This is a genomic window from Thalassolituus pacificus (assembly GCF_025318105.1).
Classification (GTDB): domain Bacteria; phylum Pseudomonadota; class Gammaproteobacteria; order Pseudomonadales; family Oceanobacteraceae; genus Venatoribacter; species Venatoribacter pacificus.
The window spans coordinates 171,978-189,366 of the sequence record NZ_JAOANI010000002.1; the positions used below are offsets into that span (position 1 = coordinate 171,978).

At 54.2% G+C, this 17,389-nt stretch carries 17 protein-coding genes; 7 read left to right on the top strand and 10 right to left on the bottom strand.

Annotated elements, in window-relative coordinates:
• Positions 1 to 253: 253 nt before the first annotated feature.
• Both NYR02_RS00885 and NYR02_RS00890 read left to right on the top strand, forming a co-directional pair.
• Positions 254 to 1,633, top strand: a complete 1,380-nt coding sequence (locus NYR02_RS00885) for a PhoH family protein (RefSeq protein WP_260974510.1) — start codon at positions 254 to 256, stop codon at positions 1,631 to 1,633.
• A gap of 155 nt (positions 1,634 to 1,788) precedes the next feature.
• Complete coding sequence (locus NYR02_RS00890; protein ID WP_260974511.1) at positions 1,789 to 2,208, top strand: hypothetical protein; 420 nt, start codon at positions 1,789 to 1,791, stop codon at positions 2,206 to 2,208.
• A gap of 127 nt (positions 2,209 to 2,335) precedes the next feature.
• On the opposite strand, the gene NYR02_RS00895 is transcribed toward NYR02_RS00890, so the two are convergent.
• Positions 2,336 to 2,581, bottom strand: a complete 246-nt coding sequence (locus NYR02_RS00895) for a hypothetical protein (protein WP_260974512.1) — start codon at positions 2,579 to 2,581, stop codon at positions 2,336 to 2,338.
• A gap of 167 nt (positions 2,582 to 2,748) precedes the next feature.
• On the opposite strand from NYR02_RS00895, the gene NYR02_RS00900 reads away from it, so the two are divergent.
• Positions 2,749 to 3,285, top strand: coding sequence for an LOG family protein (locus NYR02_RS00900; RefSeq protein ID WP_260974513.1), 537 nt, complete (start codon positions 2,749 to 2,751; stop codon positions 3,283 to 3,285).
• A gap of 19 nt (positions 3,286 to 3,304) precedes the next feature.
• Here the strand turns inward: NYR02_RS00900 and NYR02_RS00905 are convergent, their stop codons facing one another.
• Together NYR02_RS00905 and NYR02_RS00910 are read right to left on the bottom strand one after the other, a co-directional pair.
• On the bottom strand, positions 3,305 to 4,894 hold the full coding sequence (locus NYR02_RS00905) for a cation:proton antiporter family protein (protein ID WP_260974514.1): 1,590 nt from the start codon (positions 4,892 to 4,894) through the stop codon (positions 3,305 to 3,307).
• Between the two features lie 123 nt (positions 4,895 to 5,017).
• Positions 5,018 to 7,834, bottom strand: coding sequence for a hypothetical protein (locus tag NYR02_RS00910; RefSeq protein WP_260974515.1), 2,817 nt, complete (start codon positions 7,832 to 7,834; stop codon positions 5,018 to 5,020).
• Positions 7,835 to 8,070: 236 nt separating this feature from the next.
• On the opposite strand from NYR02_RS00910, the gene NYR02_RS00915 reads away from it, so the two are divergent.
• From NYR02_RS00915 to NYR02_RS00925, 3 genes are all read left to right on the top strand, one after another.
• Positions 8,071 to 8,598: a DinB family protein gene (locus NYR02_RS00915; RefSeq protein ID WP_260974516.1), complete on the top strand. Its 528-nt coding sequence runs from the start codon at positions 8,071 to 8,073 to the stop codon at positions 8,596 to 8,598.
• A 51-nt stretch (positions 8,599 to 8,649) separates the two neighbouring features.
• Positions 8,650 to 9,525 (top strand): alpha/beta fold hydrolase, encoded by an 876-nt coding sequence (locus tag NYR02_RS00920; RefSeq protein ID WP_260974517.1) that lies wholly within the window; start codon positions 8,650 to 8,652, stop codon positions 9,523 to 9,525.
• A gap of 203 nt (positions 9,526 to 9,728) precedes the next feature.
• A complete protein-coding gene (locus NYR02_RS00925) occupies positions 9,729 to 10,694 on the top strand; it encodes a hypothetical protein (RefSeq protein WP_260974518.1) in 966 nt (321 codons plus the stop codon).
• Between the two features lie 141 nt (positions 10,695 to 10,835).
• Here the strand turns inward: NYR02_RS00925 and NYR02_RS00930 are convergent, their stop codons facing one another.
• Both NYR02_RS00930 and NYR02_RS00935 read right to left on the bottom strand, forming a co-directional pair.
• Complete coding sequence (locus NYR02_RS00930; protein ID WP_260974519.1) at positions 10,836 to 11,147, bottom strand: putative signal transducing protein; 312 nt, start codon at positions 11,145 to 11,147, stop codon at positions 10,836 to 10,838.
• 16 nt (positions 11,148 to 11,163) lie between these two features.
• Complete coding sequence (locus NYR02_RS00935; RefSeq protein WP_260974520.1) at positions 11,164 to 12,297, bottom strand: SMP-30/gluconolactonase/LRE family protein; 1,134 nt, start codon at positions 12,295 to 12,297, stop codon at positions 11,164 to 11,166.
• 181 nt (positions 12,298 to 12,478) lie between these two features.
• On the opposite strand from NYR02_RS00935, the gene NYR02_RS00940 reads away from it, so the two are divergent.
• Positions 12,479 to 13,291, top strand: coding sequence for a pseudouridine synthase (locus NYR02_RS00940; protein ID WP_260974521.1), 813 nt, complete (start codon positions 12,479 to 12,481; stop codon positions 13,289 to 13,291).
• 995 nt (positions 13,292 to 14,286) lie between these two features.
• Here NYR02_RS00940 and NYR02_RS00945 read toward each other — a convergent pair.
• From NYR02_RS00945 to rpsP, 5 genes are all read right to left on the bottom strand, one after another.
• Complete coding sequence (locus tag NYR02_RS00945) at positions 14,287 to 15,153, bottom strand: DsbC family protein (protein ID WP_260974522.1); 867 nt, start codon at positions 15,151 to 15,153, stop codon at positions 14,287 to 14,289.
• Positions 15,154 to 15,398: 245 nt separating this feature from the next.
• The gene (rplS, locus tag NYR02_RS00950) at positions 15,399 to 15,752 is read right to left on the bottom strand and encodes a 50S ribosomal protein L19 (RefSeq protein WP_260974523.1); all 354 of its coding nucleotides are present in this window, start codon (positions 15,750 to 15,752) and stop codon (positions 15,399 to 15,401) included.
• A 10-nt stretch (positions 15,753 to 15,762) separates the two neighbouring features.
• Positions 15,763 to 16,518: a tRNA (guanosine(37)-N1)-methyltransferase TrmD gene (gene trmD, locus NYR02_RS00955; RefSeq protein ID WP_260974524.1), complete on the bottom strand. Its 756-nt coding sequence runs from the start codon at positions 16,516 to 16,518 to the stop codon at positions 15,763 to 15,765.
• 16 nt (positions 16,519 to 16,534) lie between these two features.
• A complete protein-coding gene (gene rimM, locus NYR02_RS00960) occupies positions 16,535 to 17,074 on the bottom strand; it encodes a ribosome maturation factor RimM (protein ID WP_260974525.1) in 540 nt (179 codons plus the stop codon).
• 21 nt (positions 17,075 to 17,095) lie between these two features.
• Entirely contained in the window at positions 17,096 to 17,347 is a 252-nt protein-coding gene (rpsP, locus tag NYR02_RS00965; protein ID WP_260974526.1) for a 30S ribosomal protein S16, read from the bottom strand.
• Positions 17,348 to 17,389: the final 42 nt, after the last annotated feature.

The window sequence follows — 17,389 nt, forward strand, 5'->3', positions numbered from 1 at the left end:
GGCAGACACACAGTGCCGACAGGCCGCTCAGGCCAGTGCACGCACAGTACGCAACCAACGACGCTGAACCTCAGTTGCAACGTCCACTCCCCTGCCATCGCCGCTCAACGCCCTTCTGCTCAAACACCTGTCCATCAACCAACCCTAGCTGCCAACCACCGCAAGCCTGAACCTCTGCGCCCGACGCGCACACAGTGGCATTCCGCCATTTCTGTTTCTGATCAGCCCAACCTGCAACCAGGAGAGTGCTTATATGGCCGCAAGTAAATCCGCAACCAAGCTGTACGTTCTGGACACCAATGTTCTGATTCATGATCCGGCTGCGATCCTGAATTTTGAAGAACATCAGGTGGTGATCCCTATGACCGTTCTGGAGGAGCTGGATAAACTGAAAATGGGCAAAGCGTCCATTGCCACCGATTGCCGTGAGGCCATCCGTAAAATCGACCATATCATCGGTGATGCCACCCCCACCGAAATTGCCAAAGGCGTGCCCATTGCCCGGCCGGATGGCTCGGTGCAGGGTCATTTATCGATTCTGCTGGATAATTTCGAGGCGCCGAACCGCTCGCTGCCGCCCGATCTGAATGACAACAAAATCATCAACAGCCTCGTAGGGCTGCAGGAAAAATACCCGCGCCGTGATGTGGTGCTGATTACCAAAGACATCAACATGCGCCTGAAAGCGCGTGGCTGTGGCGTTGGTGCGCAGGACTATCAGAACGACCAGCTGCTGAGTGACGTATCCCTGCTGGAAACCGGTTATCACGCCTTTGCCGATTCGTTCTGGGAGACCCAATCGCAGGTGGATACCTTCCACGATGAAACCGGAACCTACCACCGTATTCCGCTGGAAAACCTGCCCGACGAACTCTACGTCAACCGTTTTATTGTCGATGAAAAAGGCTTTATTGGCCGCGTGGTGCTGATCGAAGAAGGCACAGCCCTGCTGCAGGACCTGCCCGCCGAACAGCTGCTGTCACAAAGTGCCTGGGGGCTGACGCCGCGCGATATTCCGCAGGCACTGGCGCTGCACCTGCTGATGGACCCGGATGTGCATCTGGTCACCCTGACCGGCCAGGCCGGCTCCGGTAAAACTATTCTGGCGCTGGCTGCAGCCATCGAAATGACCGTTGCCACCAAACAATTCCGTCGCATTATCGCCACCCGCTCAACGCGTGGGCTGGATGAAGACATCGGCTACCTGCCCGGTACCGAAGCAGAAAAAATGGAACCCTGGCTGGGCGCCATCACCGACAACCTCGAAGCACTGCACGACGACGACGAACACGCCACCAGCAGCGTCGATTACATTCTGCAGAAAGTACCGCTGCAGTTTAAATCCCTTAACTACATCCGCGGACGCAGTTTTCAGCACAGTCTGATTCTGATTGATGAGTGCCAGAACCTGACGCCACATCAGATGAAAACCATCATCACCCGGGCCGGCGCCGGTTCAAAGGTTGTTTGTCTGGGCAACCTGGCACAAATTGATACACCCTATCTGAACCCGATCAGCTCCGGACTGACCTACCTGATCGAACGCTTTAAAGAGTTCAGCAGCGGCGGCACCATTCACCTGGAGGGCTCGCCACGCTCGATTCTGGCGGAATATGCGGAGACCCATTTATAACGGTTATTAAGGAACTGCTGAGCATCAGAACTTTGACGATATAAGAAGTCTGAACTATATAACTAACTGGGCTTTGATCATTCACCGATGAATCAAAGCCCTTTTTATCGCCCCTAAATTCACCATCCCGGAGAGATCCACGGAAGGTCCATATTATGAAAGCACTTGTATTCGCCGCATTGGCTGCCCTGTCTGCCAGCACCGTTGCTGCCCCGGCAGAAGAAACAATCTACGAACTGGAATTTGAAACCGATTCCAACTGGACCAGCATTGAAATCCGCGATGATGCGGCCTTTGTTAATGCGCCAGCCGGCGAAAGCATGAATGTGACCGCTAAAGATGGCTTGCGCTCTTTCACCATTTCGCCGAAAAAAATTCACCTGCGCTCGCGCACCCGCGGTCTGGTGAACATGAATTTATTTGTAAAATCCAAAAATAACGTTCTGGGTCTGACCATCTGCAAAGGTTCGCCCAGCAGTTACACCTGGATTAAATCCGGCCAGGCAAAACAGAAAAACGATCTGAAAGAAAAAGATCACTGCGAACAGGCAGCATTAGTGCTGCAACTGTTCTGAGCGGCAATCGTTAGAGCCAGCACGGTTCTGATTGGCTCAGGCCACCATACGCTCAACAGAAAACGCCCGGCGCGCAAGCACCGGGCGTTTTTATTGGTGGGTATCAGTAACGCATTGCCAGCGGCTGTCAGTGTTCCAGAATGTCGCGTTTGAAATCTCCTTTAAACATCGGAATTTCATGCAGCTCATGCTCACCTTCCATGCTGAAGAACATAGCACTCTGTTCCGGCGGAAAAATTTTCACCTGACGCTGGGTGCTGATAGGACGCACTCCGCGCATCATATCTTTCAGCATCAGATACACTTCCTCGTAGCTGTCGCCATGCAGCTCGACTTCCACTTCGGTGGTAAAACGGAATGACATCTTAGCCATAGCGCGGCCCTCCTCTTCAGTCTGTTGTCTGAGCCTAACCCAGAGACAGGAAAAAACCGCGTGAAAGCCAGCACATAGACACATACAACCTAATCAATTCAGGCAAAAGAGCAGGAAGCTATAAAACAGCGCTGTTACACTTCATAGCGATCACCTGAGGAGATGTTATGCAACGAATCGCCATTTACTGCGGTGCGCGCAGCGGTAACGACCCAAAATACGCTAAGGCTGCCGAACAACTGGCCCATTATCTGGCGCAGCAAGGCATTGGTATTGTTTATGGTGGCAGCAACAGCGGCCTGATGGGGATTATTGCCGATACCGCGCTGGCGGCAGGTGGAGAAGTGATCGGTGTGATTCCCGATGCCCTGCACAAGCGTGAAATCGCTCACAGCGGACTCAGCACCCTGCACCATGTCGCCGGTATGCATGAACGTAAGGCGCTGATGGCGGAACTGGCCGATGCCTTTGTCGCCCTTCCGGGAGGTATCGGTACACTGGATGAACTGATCGAAATCTGGTGCTGGGCCGGTATGGGCGCACACAGCAAACCCTGCGCTTGTTATGAAGTCGATAACTACTGGCAGCCACTGTTTGATCTGCTCAGCCATGTCCAGCAGGAAGGCTTTGCCCACGGAGAACGACAACTACTGCGCGCCAGCACTCCGGAGCAACTACTCGCCAGCCTGCAGGGCGGCCACTGACACTTAAAACGGTTTTGATTTAAACCTGCTGCGCAACATCCAATGGCTCACCCTCATTCAGCAGATGACGGCTCTCTGCGGCAAAGCCCGCACCGACTTCGGAATAATAGTTAAAAGCCACATCCACGCCGAGCTGTAACAGCTCGGCACGCTCGTCCTCATAACGCGCAACCGCCGCGACCTTGCCCTGATAACCGGCAAGTTTCAGCATTTCCAGTGTGCTGCGCATTTCGGTCTGCGACGGTAACGCCAGCATCACCAGCCGAACTCCCTGAGTACTCACTTTCTGCCAGAACTCCATATCATCGGAGTCGCCGACCACCACATTGAAACCTTCGGTTTTCAGCGCGGCGACACGCTCAGCATCCGACTCCACTCCCCAGACCCGGCTGCCGTATTCCCGCTCCAGCGCACAATATGCACCTTTGCCCACCCGGCCCATACCGAGAATCAGCACTTTGGCTTCTTTCGGCTGTTCAAACCCCTGATGTGTTCCGGGCCGCTCAAAGCGGTTGATGCTGTCTTTGCGCAGCGCGTAAATATGGTGCGCACGGCGGTAAATAAAGCTGCTGAGAATAAACGACAGCGACATCACCAGCGCGATAATCACCAGCCAGTCCTGGCTCAGCCAGCCACGGTTCACACTGAGGCTGGCGACAATCAGACCGAACTCGCTGTAATTCGTCAGCGCCAGAGCACTCAGATACGACGATCGGCCAGACACACTGAAGCGCGCCAGCAAACCAAAAAACAGCACAAACTTCACCGCCAGCAGAGCGGTCAGCAGTAATGCCGTCATCGCCATATCAAGGCTTGGCAACGCGGTAAAACCAATGGAAAGGAAAAAGCCGATCAGAAACAGATCTTTGAAGTTCATCAGCACTTTGTACAGCTCGGCCGATTTGGCGTGGGATGCCAGCAACATGCCGACCAGCAACGCGCCCAGGTCGCCTTTCATGTTCACCAGAGTAAATAACTCTGAACCACCTAAGGCGAGAAAAAAGCCCAGCAGCGGCAGTAATTCGCCGTGCCCGGCCTGACTGACCAAACGGTGTAACAGCGGCTTGACCAAAAACAGGCCAAATAATCCGAAGGCCCACAACGAAGGGGTTTTACCGGTAGAAGCCACCAGAAAGACCACGGCCAGAATATCCTGAATCACCAGAATACCGACGGCGATTTTGCCGTGGCGGGTTTTCAGTTCGGAAGCTTCTTCCAGCATTTTCACCACACAAACGGTGGACGAAAAGCTCAGGGCAAAGGCCACCAGCAGCGCAGCGGTCAGCGGAATATCGAAGTAATGGCTCAGTCCCAGCCAGGCTGCCAGTAACAATACACCGGCCAGCAACACCACCCAGACGCCGGTGTGCAGCACACTGGTCAGCCACACTTCCTTTTGCATCAGCGCACGGATATTCAGCTTCAGGCCGATGGTAAACAACATCAGGGTAATCCCCAGATCGGCCAGCGCCTGCAGACTGCCCACCGGTTGCACACCCATCGCATGCAGACCAAAACCGGCGAGCAGATAGCCCACCAGTGGCGGCATTCCCAATTGCTTGACGACAAAACCACAAAGGAAGGCCACCAATACCCACAAATAATCCATGCAAGATCCTGTTACTGCTCAGAAAACGGCACCCAGTATAGCGTGCCCGGAAAACCCGCGGCCTGACACCGGTCAGGCCCTGCGTGCGGAGCGCAGACTGCCCAAACAGGGCAGCGGCTTTATTCAAAACAAGACGGCGGTGCGCAGGTAGCCTTTGGTTTCACCCAGATCGTCATCCAACCCGTGCGCTACCCCAAGCGCGACCGGCAATACCAGGTTGTAGCCCAGCACCACATCCACACCCAGCTCAGCACCAACCGCACTCAACTGCGGCCGGTGCTGGCCGCGGAACCAGGCATTGGCCGTTTGTGCCCAGACACCCATTGAGATATCGCCCAGCCCCAGCGGCATCATGCCCCAGTTGCGCTCAACCCGTGTCAGCCAGCGATCCAGTCGCAGCATACCGCTGTAGTATTTATGGCCAATCTGGGCATTGTCTTCATAGCCCGGTAAGGCAAACTGATCACGGCCGAACAACAGCGCGTCTTCGCCATTCTGTCCACCAATACTGAAAGGCTCGGCACCACGGTCGGCGACGCCACCGGCAACCCCGAAACTCAGGGTATTACGCCCCGGCAGATCAAAAGTGTGGTTAACACGAGCCTGCCATTGGTCGCCGTTGTAATCACTGTTCAGCACATCATTGCTCTCGTACACCAGATCAGCATAGGTGCCCCAGCCAATACCCGGAACATTGCGGTACAGCTCGCGATTATCAAAACTCAGGGCGACACCGGCCAGGGTTTCTTCAAAGCCTTCACCACGATCGATTCCGGCCGGTGCGCGTTCAATTTTTTCGTGATCGGCAACCAGACCCAGATGCAGTTGCAGCTGATCTTCCAAGGCATCCACTACATGGTCACGGCGGGCAATCAGCAGGTCTTCACGTTTGGCGTAATAATCATCATCCAGTCCGGTATTCAGGTCGGTGTAGCTGTGGCTGCGGTTCCACAACAAGGACCAGCGGGTGTCATACAGATACGTGGCGGAGACATCGGCCCAGTCCTGATTAAAGTCCCATAAGGCAGCAATGCTGTAGGTATGACGCCCTACCGCATCGTTGCCACTGGTCGCCAGACCCAAAGCGGAAGAGTAATCGTCGAAGCTGAACAGCGGCAGCCAGTATCTGGGCATCAGGGTTGGCCAGGGCGAGTAATCACTGCGTTCAGAGGGCACAGTCTCACTGACTGACGGCGGATAATCGTAGCGCCCCTGACGGCTGGCAATGCTGAAGCTGGTCAGCGCTCGCGGGTTCAGAACTTTCAGCTGGTAGCCTTCGCTGGTGTAATCCTGATAGGCCACCTGACCGTTCAGCCAGCGCGGCTGAAAGGCACCACCGAGTACCTGCGTCCATTGTTCCACCATGCCGGTTGCCGGTTGCAGCACATAGAGGTTAAACACGCCGTCGTAGTCGGCACTGTAAAGAATACGGCCATCGGGCAGAAACTCCGGCTGATGCTCAATCGCCCGCGTATCGGTTAAGGCCTGCCAGCGCAGCGTGCCCAGATCGAGCTTTTCCAGATTCCAGCCCTGCTGCGGTCGCTTGACTGACGCCACCAGCGACTGTCCGTCCGGTGCCACATCAAAGCTGCCCAATACGGTGGTGTCGGTGCTCTGCCACAACATACGGGCATCGCCGTCGCGCTGCAGCAACCATAATTCACTCAGACCATGCACCTTACGGCTGCCAATCAGCTGCCGGGCATCGGGTAACCAGCGTACTTTGCGCAAGCGCAGATCTTTGCTGATGCGTTTCCAGCCCGCGCTTTCCGACCACAGAAACACGTCATTCAGGTCGCGGCCACTGGCATGGTGGATTAAGCGTGACACCGCCAGCGTGCCATCGGCGGCGATATCCACATCGCTGACGCCTTTCACCGGCGTCAGTGCCTGCGCTTGCCAGCCTTCTCCTGCCGCAACCTGCCAGCGGCTGATCTCGGCCCGGTCTTCACCGTTATCAATCACCTGCAGCAGAGTGTCGTTCTGCACCGTGGTAATCTGCTGATCACCAGGCAGTACCGGTAAAGCGACACCGGCCACGTCATGCGCTTTTAATTGTTCAATCTGCGGGGTAAAACCGGCCAGCAGCCACTGGCGGTAATCGTTCCACAACGCCGGGAATGACTTGCCAAAAACTTTGCGGGCAACGCGATTCTGCATCACATAAGGAATCAACTGACTGCTGTACTGGTTGAGGTAGCGGCTCATGCTGGCTTCGCCGTAGGTATCCGCCAGGTACTGCCAGAAATACGCACCGTATAAATAGTGTTTGCCGCGTGGCCAATCGCGCAGCGGCACCACCACCTGATTCAGATCATCACCCTGATGGCTGTCGAGCTCCATCCGCATTCGCATTGCATAGCTGTTGCTGTCCAAACGGCCATAGCCAAGCTTACGGTTGGTTTCCAGATACACCGCCAGCCCTTCAGTAAACATCGACGGGGTGAACACATGCGGGAACAGCCAGAACAAGCGGCCAAACACGTTGCGGCCACTACGAGTAACGCCACGGCTCATATTCATATGCAGAATATGCACGTATTCGTGACGGATCAGACCATGCAGCCACTCATCCATATGCTCAAGCCCCCCCACGTCTTCCGGCGGACTGGCAAACAAACGGATCTGCGCAAAAGGAAACGGCGTGGCCCAGCCATTGGAGTAGTCGTAGTCATCCACCAGCACCATCTGCGTCCGTTCGTCCGGCTGTTGCTGAAAAAACGGTACCAGCTCAGCGTGTACCCGCTCGGCAATGCTCAGCGCATGCCGCGCCATCTGATCGTAACGGGCCGGATAATGCAGCTCAAAATGCGCGGAGGTACGCGTCTGCCAGTCGGTATCTGAACGATCCCAGGCCGCAGGAATGGCCAGCGCCTGTCGGCTCAAAATTATTAACAATAAAAACAGTAAAGCGCGATGAGCTGAAACGCGGTTCATCATCCGGATTCCCTGGAAATTAGTTGCCCGAAAATAGCCGATAACCATGACAACAACAACCGTATCACGCCGCTTGCCGCATGGATTGGGCTGGCATAGAGTAGGAATCTGTGGCCGCCTTAAGCAGAGTTCTGTTTCGGCAAAACGGCCAGAGGGAACACACAGAAAAATGCACCGTTAAACCGATAAGCCTATCCCCGATTGCGATAACACGGAATTCACCCGCCGGGAGACACCGCATGCCATGGTCTGACATATACCGCCGCTACGCCCGCTACAACCGGGCCATGAACCAGCAATTGCTGGACGCCTGCTCCACCCTGCAGCACGGGCAACTGAACCAATCCTGCGGCCTGTATTTTGATTCCCTGCTGGGCACCTGGAACCATCTGTTAGTGACCGACATTTACTGGCTCAACCGCTTGTCCGCTATTTTTCCAATACTGGAAGAGCTGCGTGACCTGCCGACACCAGCCACATTTAATACCCAGCTCGCCCACGATCTGACTACCCTGCGCCCACTGCGCGAACGCCTCGATGATATTTATATCCGCTGGTGCGACCTGCTGCGCGCCGATGATGCCCGCGATGTCCTCGTATTTACCAACAGCCTGGGGCAAGACGTCGCCAAACCGCTGGATCTGATCCTGCAGCATATTTTCAACCACCAGACCCACCACCGCGGTCAAATCACCGCAGAACTGAGCCGCCTGGGAGTGGATTACGGCGTCACGGATCTGCTGTTCACCCCTGATTTAACGGATTAAACCTGAACCGTCAGACCCTATAACAACAATAAAAAACGCTAAGGAGCAGCCGTGCTAAACCCCAATATCTGGCGCAGCCAGCAGCGAGATTATCACTGGCACGGCCAACGCATCGGTTTTCACGATGAAGGACAAGGCCCGGTCTTACTGCTACTGCATGGCCTGCCGGGCAGCAGTTGGGACTGGCACCGGCTGTGGCCCATGCTGACCGGCCAATTCCGCCTGATATGCCCGGATCTTCTGGGCTGTGGCGACTCCGACAAACCCGCCGAGCACAGCTACCGCTTACAGGATCAGGCACAACGGGTCATGGATCTGCTGAATCATCTTGATATCCGGCAATGCCAGATCATCGGCCACGATTACGGCGCCAGTGTTGGCCAGCAACTATTGGCCAACCCCGGCACCGTTCATATCAGCCGCTGCAGCTGGCTGTGCGCCCGCTCTGGTGGCGAGGCAAAACACTTTCTCTGGCGTGAGCTGCTGTTAGCCGGACCGCTGGGTCTGCTGTTCAGCCACTGCATTACCGAAGGTCTGTATGGTCGTTATCTGGAAACCCTGAGCGGCCCCTATACGCCCATCAGCAGTCAGACACGCCAGGATTTATGGCAATTATTGTGCGCCCATCAGGGGCGGCAAATTCTGCCTCTGCTGCTGCAATACCGCTACGAATTGCCACTGAGCAACGAAAAACGGCTCATAACCGCAACCGCCAACCGGACCGCTCAGCAACACATCAACGGGGAATACGATCCACTGAGCAAACGCAGCCGCCAGCAGGACACAGTTCAGCGGATAAAAACCGGACACTTCCCGCATCTGGAAGATGCCGAGCACCTGGCCATGCTGTTAATTGATTTTCACCGTGATGATGGCGCCGACAGTCAGGCCGTGTTTCAGAACTTACTCAATAGCCGCGATGGCTGACATCAACGCCGGATAAAACATCCGCCTCAGCCACAATAGCCTCGTGTTTAACGCGCTCTCTGTTACGGTAACGCTCATTCCCTGTGGCGACAGCCTGGTGACAAAATCACATCAGCCGAGCGCTTCTCTGCTTTGCCTGTTATCAATAAAGTCATTAGACTCGCGCGCTCATTTAATCCGGACAAAGGCAAGGGACGTCAAGGATGCACACCACGGTAAAATCCTGTTTGGTCGCACTGACCATACTACTGAGCGGTTGCGATAATGATTTTGCAGCACTGGAATTTGGTCAGTCGGTGACCACGGAACGCAGCGTCTACAACGGTTCAGGTAATACCATAAAACCCGTATACCGTGACCATCTGGACGCGCTGCTGCGGGCGGAAGGTATCGACCCGGAGCTGGTCGATATGCGCGCTGATCAGGCTTCGCGCGGTCTGTCTGTCGTACTGAGCACGCCCATTTTCGGCGGCATCAGTGCTGAGCAGCAAGGGATGATAAAACAGGCACTGCAGAATATTATTGTCGGACGTACCACGCCGCTGGGCGTTCATCTCACATTGCGCCCGAATGATATGCAGACAGAATCCGCCAAGTATCGTCAAGATGCCGCGGCCTTAGTGCAGGAATATACAACGAATCTTCAGGTTAAAGACGTACAGATCGGCGTTTCCTATGGCATTGCCGATATGCTGAACTCGGTCATGGCGGGTTCCAAAGAAAATAAAGGCGAAGCTTTTTGCAGTGTCAGCATGACGGTGGATCCGCAGCTTCCTTTTGTCGATTTAAAAGTCATAACCAGCGCAGACGGACAACCCACTCACGCTCTGGTTAAGACCTACAAGAATGCCTACACCCGCTACAGTATTCCCGTAGGTATTGTGATTGCTCAACCCGAACTGCAGGCAAAACTGGCAAGCCACGAGATACAGATGTCCACCGACATAACCCACAGCTCCGCCGGTCATTTAAACCGCAAGGGAACCAAAGAACTTGAACTGCAGCTGGGCACGCTGGGCGAAATTACCCATGAACACACCAAGGTCGGCTATCTGACCCACGGTAAACTGGAAGAAAAATGCCGGCAGATGGCCGCTGCGGCCGGGCGACCTTTTTCCTACCATATGGGCGATTCCCTCGACCGGCTGACAGCAGTGAGTTTCTACTGACCCATCGTGCAGAGCGCGGCAGTAAGAAGCGCTCTGCATCCGGTGTTCTGGCAGAGAGGTTTTAGCAAAGGTGTACTGGTAGAGGTAAATGGTAAAGGCATGCCGGCAAAGCCGCCAGGCTCCGGCACAACATCGTGAACATCAGAGAAAGCGCAGACTTTCGGCGGCAATAATGGCCAGCAGCGCCAGCACAAACCAGCCCCAGTGCCGAAACATCGGCGGCGGTAACGGATCGGTCACCGCATTGGCCTGATCGTATTCCAGCATCAGCCGCCGCCCGGCATCAAAATCCACATCATTGACCAGTACCCGCACGTAATTCTGCAGCGGTAATTCTCCTAACCCGCCGGTCAGATGCGCGCCTTCAATAAATCCCTGAATACGGTGCTGCTCGAGCAGGCCAAGCACCAGATGGGCTTCCAGCGTATCGGCTGCCTGGTATACACATTTCATTCGACGGCCTCGTGCATCAGGGATTCAGGTAAGACTCAGCTTTGCTCAGGGAGAACCGATAAATCGGATAAGGACCCGCAGCCAGAATATCTTCACGGCTGTGACCAATCACCTGATGCAAAGCAGAACAGGTCAGATAAAGATAGTCGCCCTGGCGGCTGAAGCCATCGGGCCAGCGCAGATCAACGCTGCGCAACAGTGTCTGCAATTCGCCAGCCGGAGTACGACGCACAATGGCCGAATGCTCCAGGTCAGAAAAATACAGGTTTCCGGCAGCATCCAGCGCCATGCCATCGGTCATGGTTTTTGGCCCCAGCGCTTCAACGCGGGCACTCAGAGTGGCGTAGGGTAAATCCGCATTTAACAGGTCAGCGACACGGATGCGATACACCTGATCGGCGGCCACGGCGGCAAAATACAGCCACTCCCCGGCGTCATCGAGCGCAATACCATCGACACCGGGATTCACCGTAAACAAACCAAACAGCGTCATCGCCTGCCCCTGTACCACCGGTTCAAACGCTCCGGCACGGACACTGGCATCGTTATGCAGCACACGACGACTGATACCCTCAGCACGGTCATACACCACCAGAGCCGGGGTGCGCGCCAGCAGGCTGGCATCCGTAATAAAGAAATAACGGCCATCGGCGCTGATGCGGAAATCATTGGCGTGCGCGCCCAACGGAAACACATCGCGCGGAAAACGATAACTGTGCAGCAACTCGCGGCTGTTAATATCAAACGCCAGCAGACGTACGCTGTTCAGCGCGTGGCGGCCATTATCCAGCAACCACAATTCATTATTGTGCAGGCGCAGCGACAGTACTTCGTTCAGTGCATGCTCTGCACTGCCACCGGGCTGCCACTCCGGCGCGGGAAAGGCACGGACTTCGTCATTCGCCCAGACGGCGACGTTGATATCGGGTGACGCTTCCGGGTGGAAGGTAAAAAAGATCCGCTGATCATCAGCCACCGCCAGATTCCCCGGCGGCAGCGGCAGACTGACCATCTTCTCCAGTTCAGTCGATGGCAGCAGCGGAGCAGCGCTGCGGTCCGGGAAAGAAGCACTCTCAACATAAACCAGGCGTACGCTAAGCAGAACAGCGACAACAAACAGCAGCATTACGGTCATCCAGCGGCTGAGCATGACAACTCCTTTTTATTATTAATCTGAACAGACAGTCATTCGCGCTGGCACAAAGTAGCAAAGATCGCCGCGCAAGGGAAAAATCGCTTCAGCCATAAACCGCTCCTGCCTACCCGCCATGCAGCACATAAGGTAAAGTGCCGCGTTTTATCCGGGGGCCGGTAACAACACCGGGCATGCAGTGGAACTTGATATTATTTACCTTGATGACGAGCTGGTGGTCATTAACAAGCCCAGTGGCCTGCTGGTACACCGCAGTGAGATAGACCGCCATGAAACCCGTTTTGCCCTGCAATTATTGCGTAACCAGCTGGGGCAACGGGTGTATCCGGTACACCGTCTCGATAAACCAACCTCCGGTGTTCTGGCCTTTGCCCTGAGCCAGGAAATGGCCAGCCTGATTACTGATCAATGGCGTCAGCGGGCGGTCGACAAACGCTACCTGGCCATCGTGCGTGGCTGGATGCCGGAGTTCATCCACCTCGATAAACCCATGGCTCCACCGGTCGACAAATACGCCAAACACGAAAGAATCAAACCCGAGCAGGAAGCCATCACCGACTTCCGTGCACTGGGCAACGCCGAGATTCCGGTGCATATCGATAAATACCCGCAGTCACGCTATTCGCTGGTGGAATGCATTCCGCACACCGGCCGTAAGCACCAGCTGCGCCGTCACCTTAAACACCTGAGCCATCCGATCATCGGTGACGCCCGTTACGGTAAAGGCCGCCACAGCCGCTATTTCCGCGACCAGCTGCAGGCACCGCGACTGCTGCTGCATGCCGCCCAATTAACCATGAGCCATCCGGTCAGCGGCGAAACACTGACCTTCAACGCCCCTCTGGATGCGATCTGGCGCCGCCTGATCGAACAGTTTGGCTGGTTTGATGCCCTACCGTCGGCACTGCAATTTGACGCACAGGATGTGCCGCATCCATCGCTGGATTGTTTCCTTAATATCACGGATGAAGACGACGAAGAGAGCGCCTGAGCGGCTATCAGAATCATCCACAACGGCGCCGGAGCGCGCCGTTTCTGGATTTCTCGTGGTTATGCACATTTTCTGTGGATAATTCTTTGGGTAAGTTTCTGATAACTGCCCTGAATCCAGTATTCATGCGGCTTCAGTTCAGATTGGCTGAAATAGCAACAAAAGCCAAATCTTATATATTTCAATGAGTTATCTACTGCATTCTGATTTGTTTCAGTTTTTTGACTTTTGAATGTCCGTTCAAAAAGCGCGGCCTGTCAATGTGCATAACCGCTTTGAGCAATATTTTTTATGTCAAGAGCAAAACAACGCCAGAGAGCCCAAAAATGTCCTCAGTGCCACCCCGGACAGGCTGACATACTATCCACAAAAACTGTGAATAACTTTGTGGGTAAGCACTTTAAAAGTCGCTGTTTTTCGCATAAACAGCGGCCTCCTCTCAAATTGGTTATTTTTTAACCACACTGGAAAGTCTTTATTTTTCAATAACTTATAAAAATCAATAGTCCATTTGCCTATTTTCAGGCCAAATTGACTGAGATTGAACCGGGCTGGCTGTGGATGTGCATAAGATGCATCATCTGAGTTCACGATGCGCCAAAATGAAGCCGTCCAGTGAACCCGATTGGGCACCTGACGACGCCCTTCAAATGTAAGGCCTGCAAGGTAAGCAGCTACTTATGTCTATTTATCTGTGGATAAGACTGGGGGCAAATCTTGAAAAAGTCGCCCAATCAGACTCCGGCCATGCCGGAAGGGCCTCGCTTACGCGCCGACGTATTGTAATATTTCTTATATAAAACAATTGGTTAGATATTTTTAACCGCGAAGTATTCATTATTGTATGAACGGTGATTACCCGCCGATATGAATGTGTATAACCCTGCTCTTATGCGGTGCAGACAGACAACATAAGAGCAGGCATAAAAAAACCTCCCGCAGGAGGTTTCTTGCAAAGCCTGTCAACACCCGTTAAACAGGAAACAGGCCCTGAACTACATCACACCCAGACGACGGGCCAGGTCATCCGCCGGCATATAACCCGGAAACAGACGACCGTCTTCAACCACTATCGCCGGAGTACCGGTGACACCGACTTCCTGGCCAAGATCGTACTGGGCGGCAATCGGCGCACCACAGTCTTTGCTCTTGTCCATCATCGCCACAACTTGTCCCTGCAAGGCACGGTACTGATCTTCCAGCTCAGAGGAACCACCGGACTGACGCAAACGCTGACCCAGCATGTTCATATCGCGCTGAGTGTTCTTCATGCTGGTCATCGCCGCCTTACGATCTGCCTGGCACCAAACATAGTTAATCTTGCGATAGGAATCGGTCAGCTCACCATTGCGCGGGTCTTTGATTCCGGCACGCGGATACGCCAGATAACGCACGGTAATGCCCAGTTCGTTCAGGCGTGGAATTTCCTGGTGCAGCTTCTGGCAATAGCCGCAGTCAATATCGGTAAAGACATTGATCAGCGCTTTCTGCTCACCCTTTGCCTGGAAGACAACGGTCTGATTATCGCTAACCGCCGCCAGACGCTCAGCACGTTTGGGGTTGTTGCGGTTCTGGGTAATATTCTGCGGGCCTTCGGCACCCAGTTCGTATAATTCGTCACGGTAGATAAAGTGGCTAAGATCCGGTGTCATGTGCATCACCGAACCGTCAATCAGAACCACTTCCAGAATCTGGTTGCCCGCCAAAGGCGCAACTTCCCGAACCTGCAGACGCGGGCCAAAAGCCTGCACCAGCTTGGCTTCGACCTGCTTATCGAGCGGCAGCGCTTTAGCGGCATCTGCGCCCATTACCGGTAACGTCAGGCTCAGGCCCAGCGCGGCGGCTAAAAGTGTTTTTTTCATTACTGCAACCTTTACGTCATCATTCAGGCTTGGAGGCCCAGAGCCCATGGTTTGTTCCGGGCCCTACCCTTTCAAATGCGCCTGCCAGTGTCAAGAATACAGAATCACCGACCCCGTACATCTGCGCAGCAGTATACCAGCCATGCATGCCATACAGATGACAAGCTGGGCTATGATCACAAAAACAGTCGCAAAACAGGCATAAAAAAACGGGCCAGAGGCCCGTTTTTTCAGCAAGAGAAGGATTAAACCTTTTCTTTGATACGTGCAGATTTACCGCTACGCTCACGCAGGTAGTACAGTTTCGCCTGACGCACATCACCGCGACGCTTAACAGCCAGGCTGTCGATCATCGGGCTGTGAGTCTGGAAAGTACGCTCAACGCCCACACCGTGGGAGATTTTACGTACAGTGAATGCAGAGTTCAGGCCACGGTTACGCTTACCGATTACAACGCCTTCGAACGCCTGCAGACGCTCACGACTACCTTCTTTTACTTTAACCTGTACAACAACGGTATCACCGGTGCTGAATGCAGGGATATTGTCTTTCAGCTGCGCATTTTCAATCTGCTGAATGATTGGGTTCTTGTTGCTCATTGTTCGCTCCTTAACAGTCTGCTGAGTTCTGTTCTAGCTCTTGCAGATACTCTGTCAATAACCTTTGTTGCTCGTTTGTCAGTTCCAGCGCCTCCAGTAAATCCGGTCTGCGCTGCCAGGTTCTTCCCAGTGACTGTTTAAGTCGCCACTGGCGGATCTTCTCGTGGTTGCCACTCAGCAACACGTCCGGTACAGCCTGCCCTTCGTACACTTCCGGGCGGGTGTAATGTGGACAATCCAGCAAGCCTTCCATAAAGGAGTCCTGCTGTGCCGATTGGTCATGCCCCAGTACACCAGGTACCAATCGGATCACGGCATCCATCAGCGTCATCGCGGCCAGTTCACCGCCACTGAGAACAAAATCGCCAAGAGACCACTCTTCGTCGACTTCGCGCTCAATCAAACGCTCATCAATACCTTCGTACCGTCCGGCCACCAGAATCAGTTTGTCGCGCTGAGCAAGCTCTAACACGCCGGCCTGATCCAGCTTGCGTCCCTGAGGTGATAAATAAATCACCTTAGCGCCTTCCCCGGCAGCCGCTTTGGCTGCGTGGATGGCATCCTGCAGAGGCTGAATTTTCATCAGCATGCCAGGGCCGCCGCCGTATGGACGATCGTCCACGGTCTGGTAGTTATCGTAGGCGAAATCACGGGGATTCCAGCATTCGATACTTACTTTTTCCTGTTTGACTGCCCGCCCGCTGACACCGTAATCGGTGAGTGCGCGGAACATGTCAGGAAATAGGGAAATAACCCCAAACCACATCGTTACAACACCGGGCTTAAAAATCCGGGTCCCAGTCAACCTGGATTTCACCGTTATCCAGATTAACCTCAAGAACGATTGTTTCTGCGTATGGAATCAGACGCTCACGCTTATCAATGCTGCCTTCGCAACCTTTTACGCTGATCACCTGGTTACCGCCGCCGGAATCAAACAGTTCCTTCACCTGGCCCAGCCACACGCCGTCGGTGTTAACCACCTTCAAGCCTTCGAGCTGGAACCAATAATGTTCGTCTTCTTCGAGTTCCGGTAACTCCGAGGTTGGAACACCGATTTCAACCTGAGACAACGCCAGAGCGGCATCACGGTCGGTAATTCCTGTCAGAGCTACGGCCAACCCTTTCGGCTGGAGCTTGCTGTCGGTCACCTTGAATTCACACCACTGTCCGTTAATACGTAACAGCCAGGTCGGGTAATCCAGGATATTGGTCATAGGATCAGTGTACGAATACACCTTCACCCAGCCTTTAATACCAAATGCGGTGGTTACTTTTCCGAGGACGGTGATTTCCTCACCCGCAATCTGGTCGTTCAACATCAGAACTCCGGTCGTCGTCAATTAAGCCTGAGCTTTTTTGACTTGCTTCAGTAAGCTGGCTACGCGATCAGTCGGCTGAGCACCCTTGGCCAACCAGTATTCAACGCGTTCTGCGTCGATACGCAAAGCTTCTTCCTGGCCGCGAGCAACAGGGTTAAAGAACCCAACGCGCTCGATAAAGCGACCGTCGCGAGGGCTACGCGCGTCAGCTACGTTAATGTGATAAAAAGGACGTTTTTTAGAGCCACCACGGGCCAAACGGATTACTACCATAGTTTCAGATCACTCCGATCGTTTTATCAAGGGACAGGTTTT

Bases quoted from the DNA above. Each gene is read 5' to 3' on its own strand.
- rplS (WP_260974523.1), bottom strand. From the start codon at position 15,752: ATGAGCAACAAGAACCCAATCATTCAGCAGATTGAAAATGCGCAGCTG.
- NYR02_RS00900 (WP_260974513.1), top strand. From the start codon at position 2,749: ATGCAACGAATCGCCATTTACTGCGGTGCGCGCAGCGGTAACGACCCA.
- NYR02_RS00945 (WP_260974522.1), bottom strand. From the start codon at position 15,153: ATGAAAAAAACACTTTTAGCCGCCGCGCTGGGCCTGAGCCTGACGTTA.
- rimM (WP_260974525.1), bottom strand. From the start codon at position 17,074: ATGTTGAACGACCAGATTGCGGGTGAGGAAATCACCGTCCTCGGAAAA.
- NYR02_RS00915 (WP_260974516.1), top strand. From the start codon at position 8,071: ATGCCATGGTCTGACATATACCGCCGCTACGCCCGCTACAACCGGGCC.
- NYR02_RS00935 (WP_260974520.1), bottom strand. From the start codon at position 12,297: ATGCTCAGCCGCTGGATGACCGTAATGCTGCTGTTTGTTGTCGCTGTT.
- trmD (WP_260974524.1), bottom strand. From the start codon at position 16,518: ATGTGGTTTGGGGTTATTTCCCTATTTCCTGACATGTTCCGCGCACTC.
- NYR02_RS00910 (WP_260974515.1), bottom strand. From the start codon at position 7,834: ATGATGAACCGCGTTTCAGCTCATCGCGCTTTACTGTTTTTATTGTTA.
- NYR02_RS00885 (WP_260974510.1), top strand. From the start codon at position 254: ATGGCCGCAAGTAAATCCGCAACCAAGCTGTACGTTCTGGACACCAAT.
- NYR02_RS00895 (WP_260974512.1), bottom strand. From the start codon at position 2,581: ATGGCTAAGATGTCATTCCGTTTTACCACCGAAGTGGAAGTCGAGCTG.
- NYR02_RS00890 (WP_260974511.1), top strand. From the start codon at position 1,789: ATGAAAGCACTTGTATTCGCCGCATTGGCTGCCCTGTCTGCCAGCACC.
- NYR02_RS00925 (WP_260974518.1), top strand. From the start codon at position 9,729: ATGCACACCACGGTAAAATCCTGTTTGGTCGCACTGACCATACTACTG.
- NYR02_RS00930 (WP_260974519.1), bottom strand. From the start codon at position 11,147: ATGAAATGTGTATACCAGGCAGCCGATACGCTGGAAGCCCATCTGGTG.
- NYR02_RS00905 (WP_260974514.1), bottom strand. From the start codon at position 4,894: ATGGATTATTTGTGGGTATTGGTGGCCTTCCTTTGTGGTTTTGTCGTC.
- rpsP (WP_260974526.1), bottom strand. From the start codon at position 17,347: ATGGTAGTAATCCGTTTGGCCCGTGGTGGCTCTAAAAAACGTCCTTTT.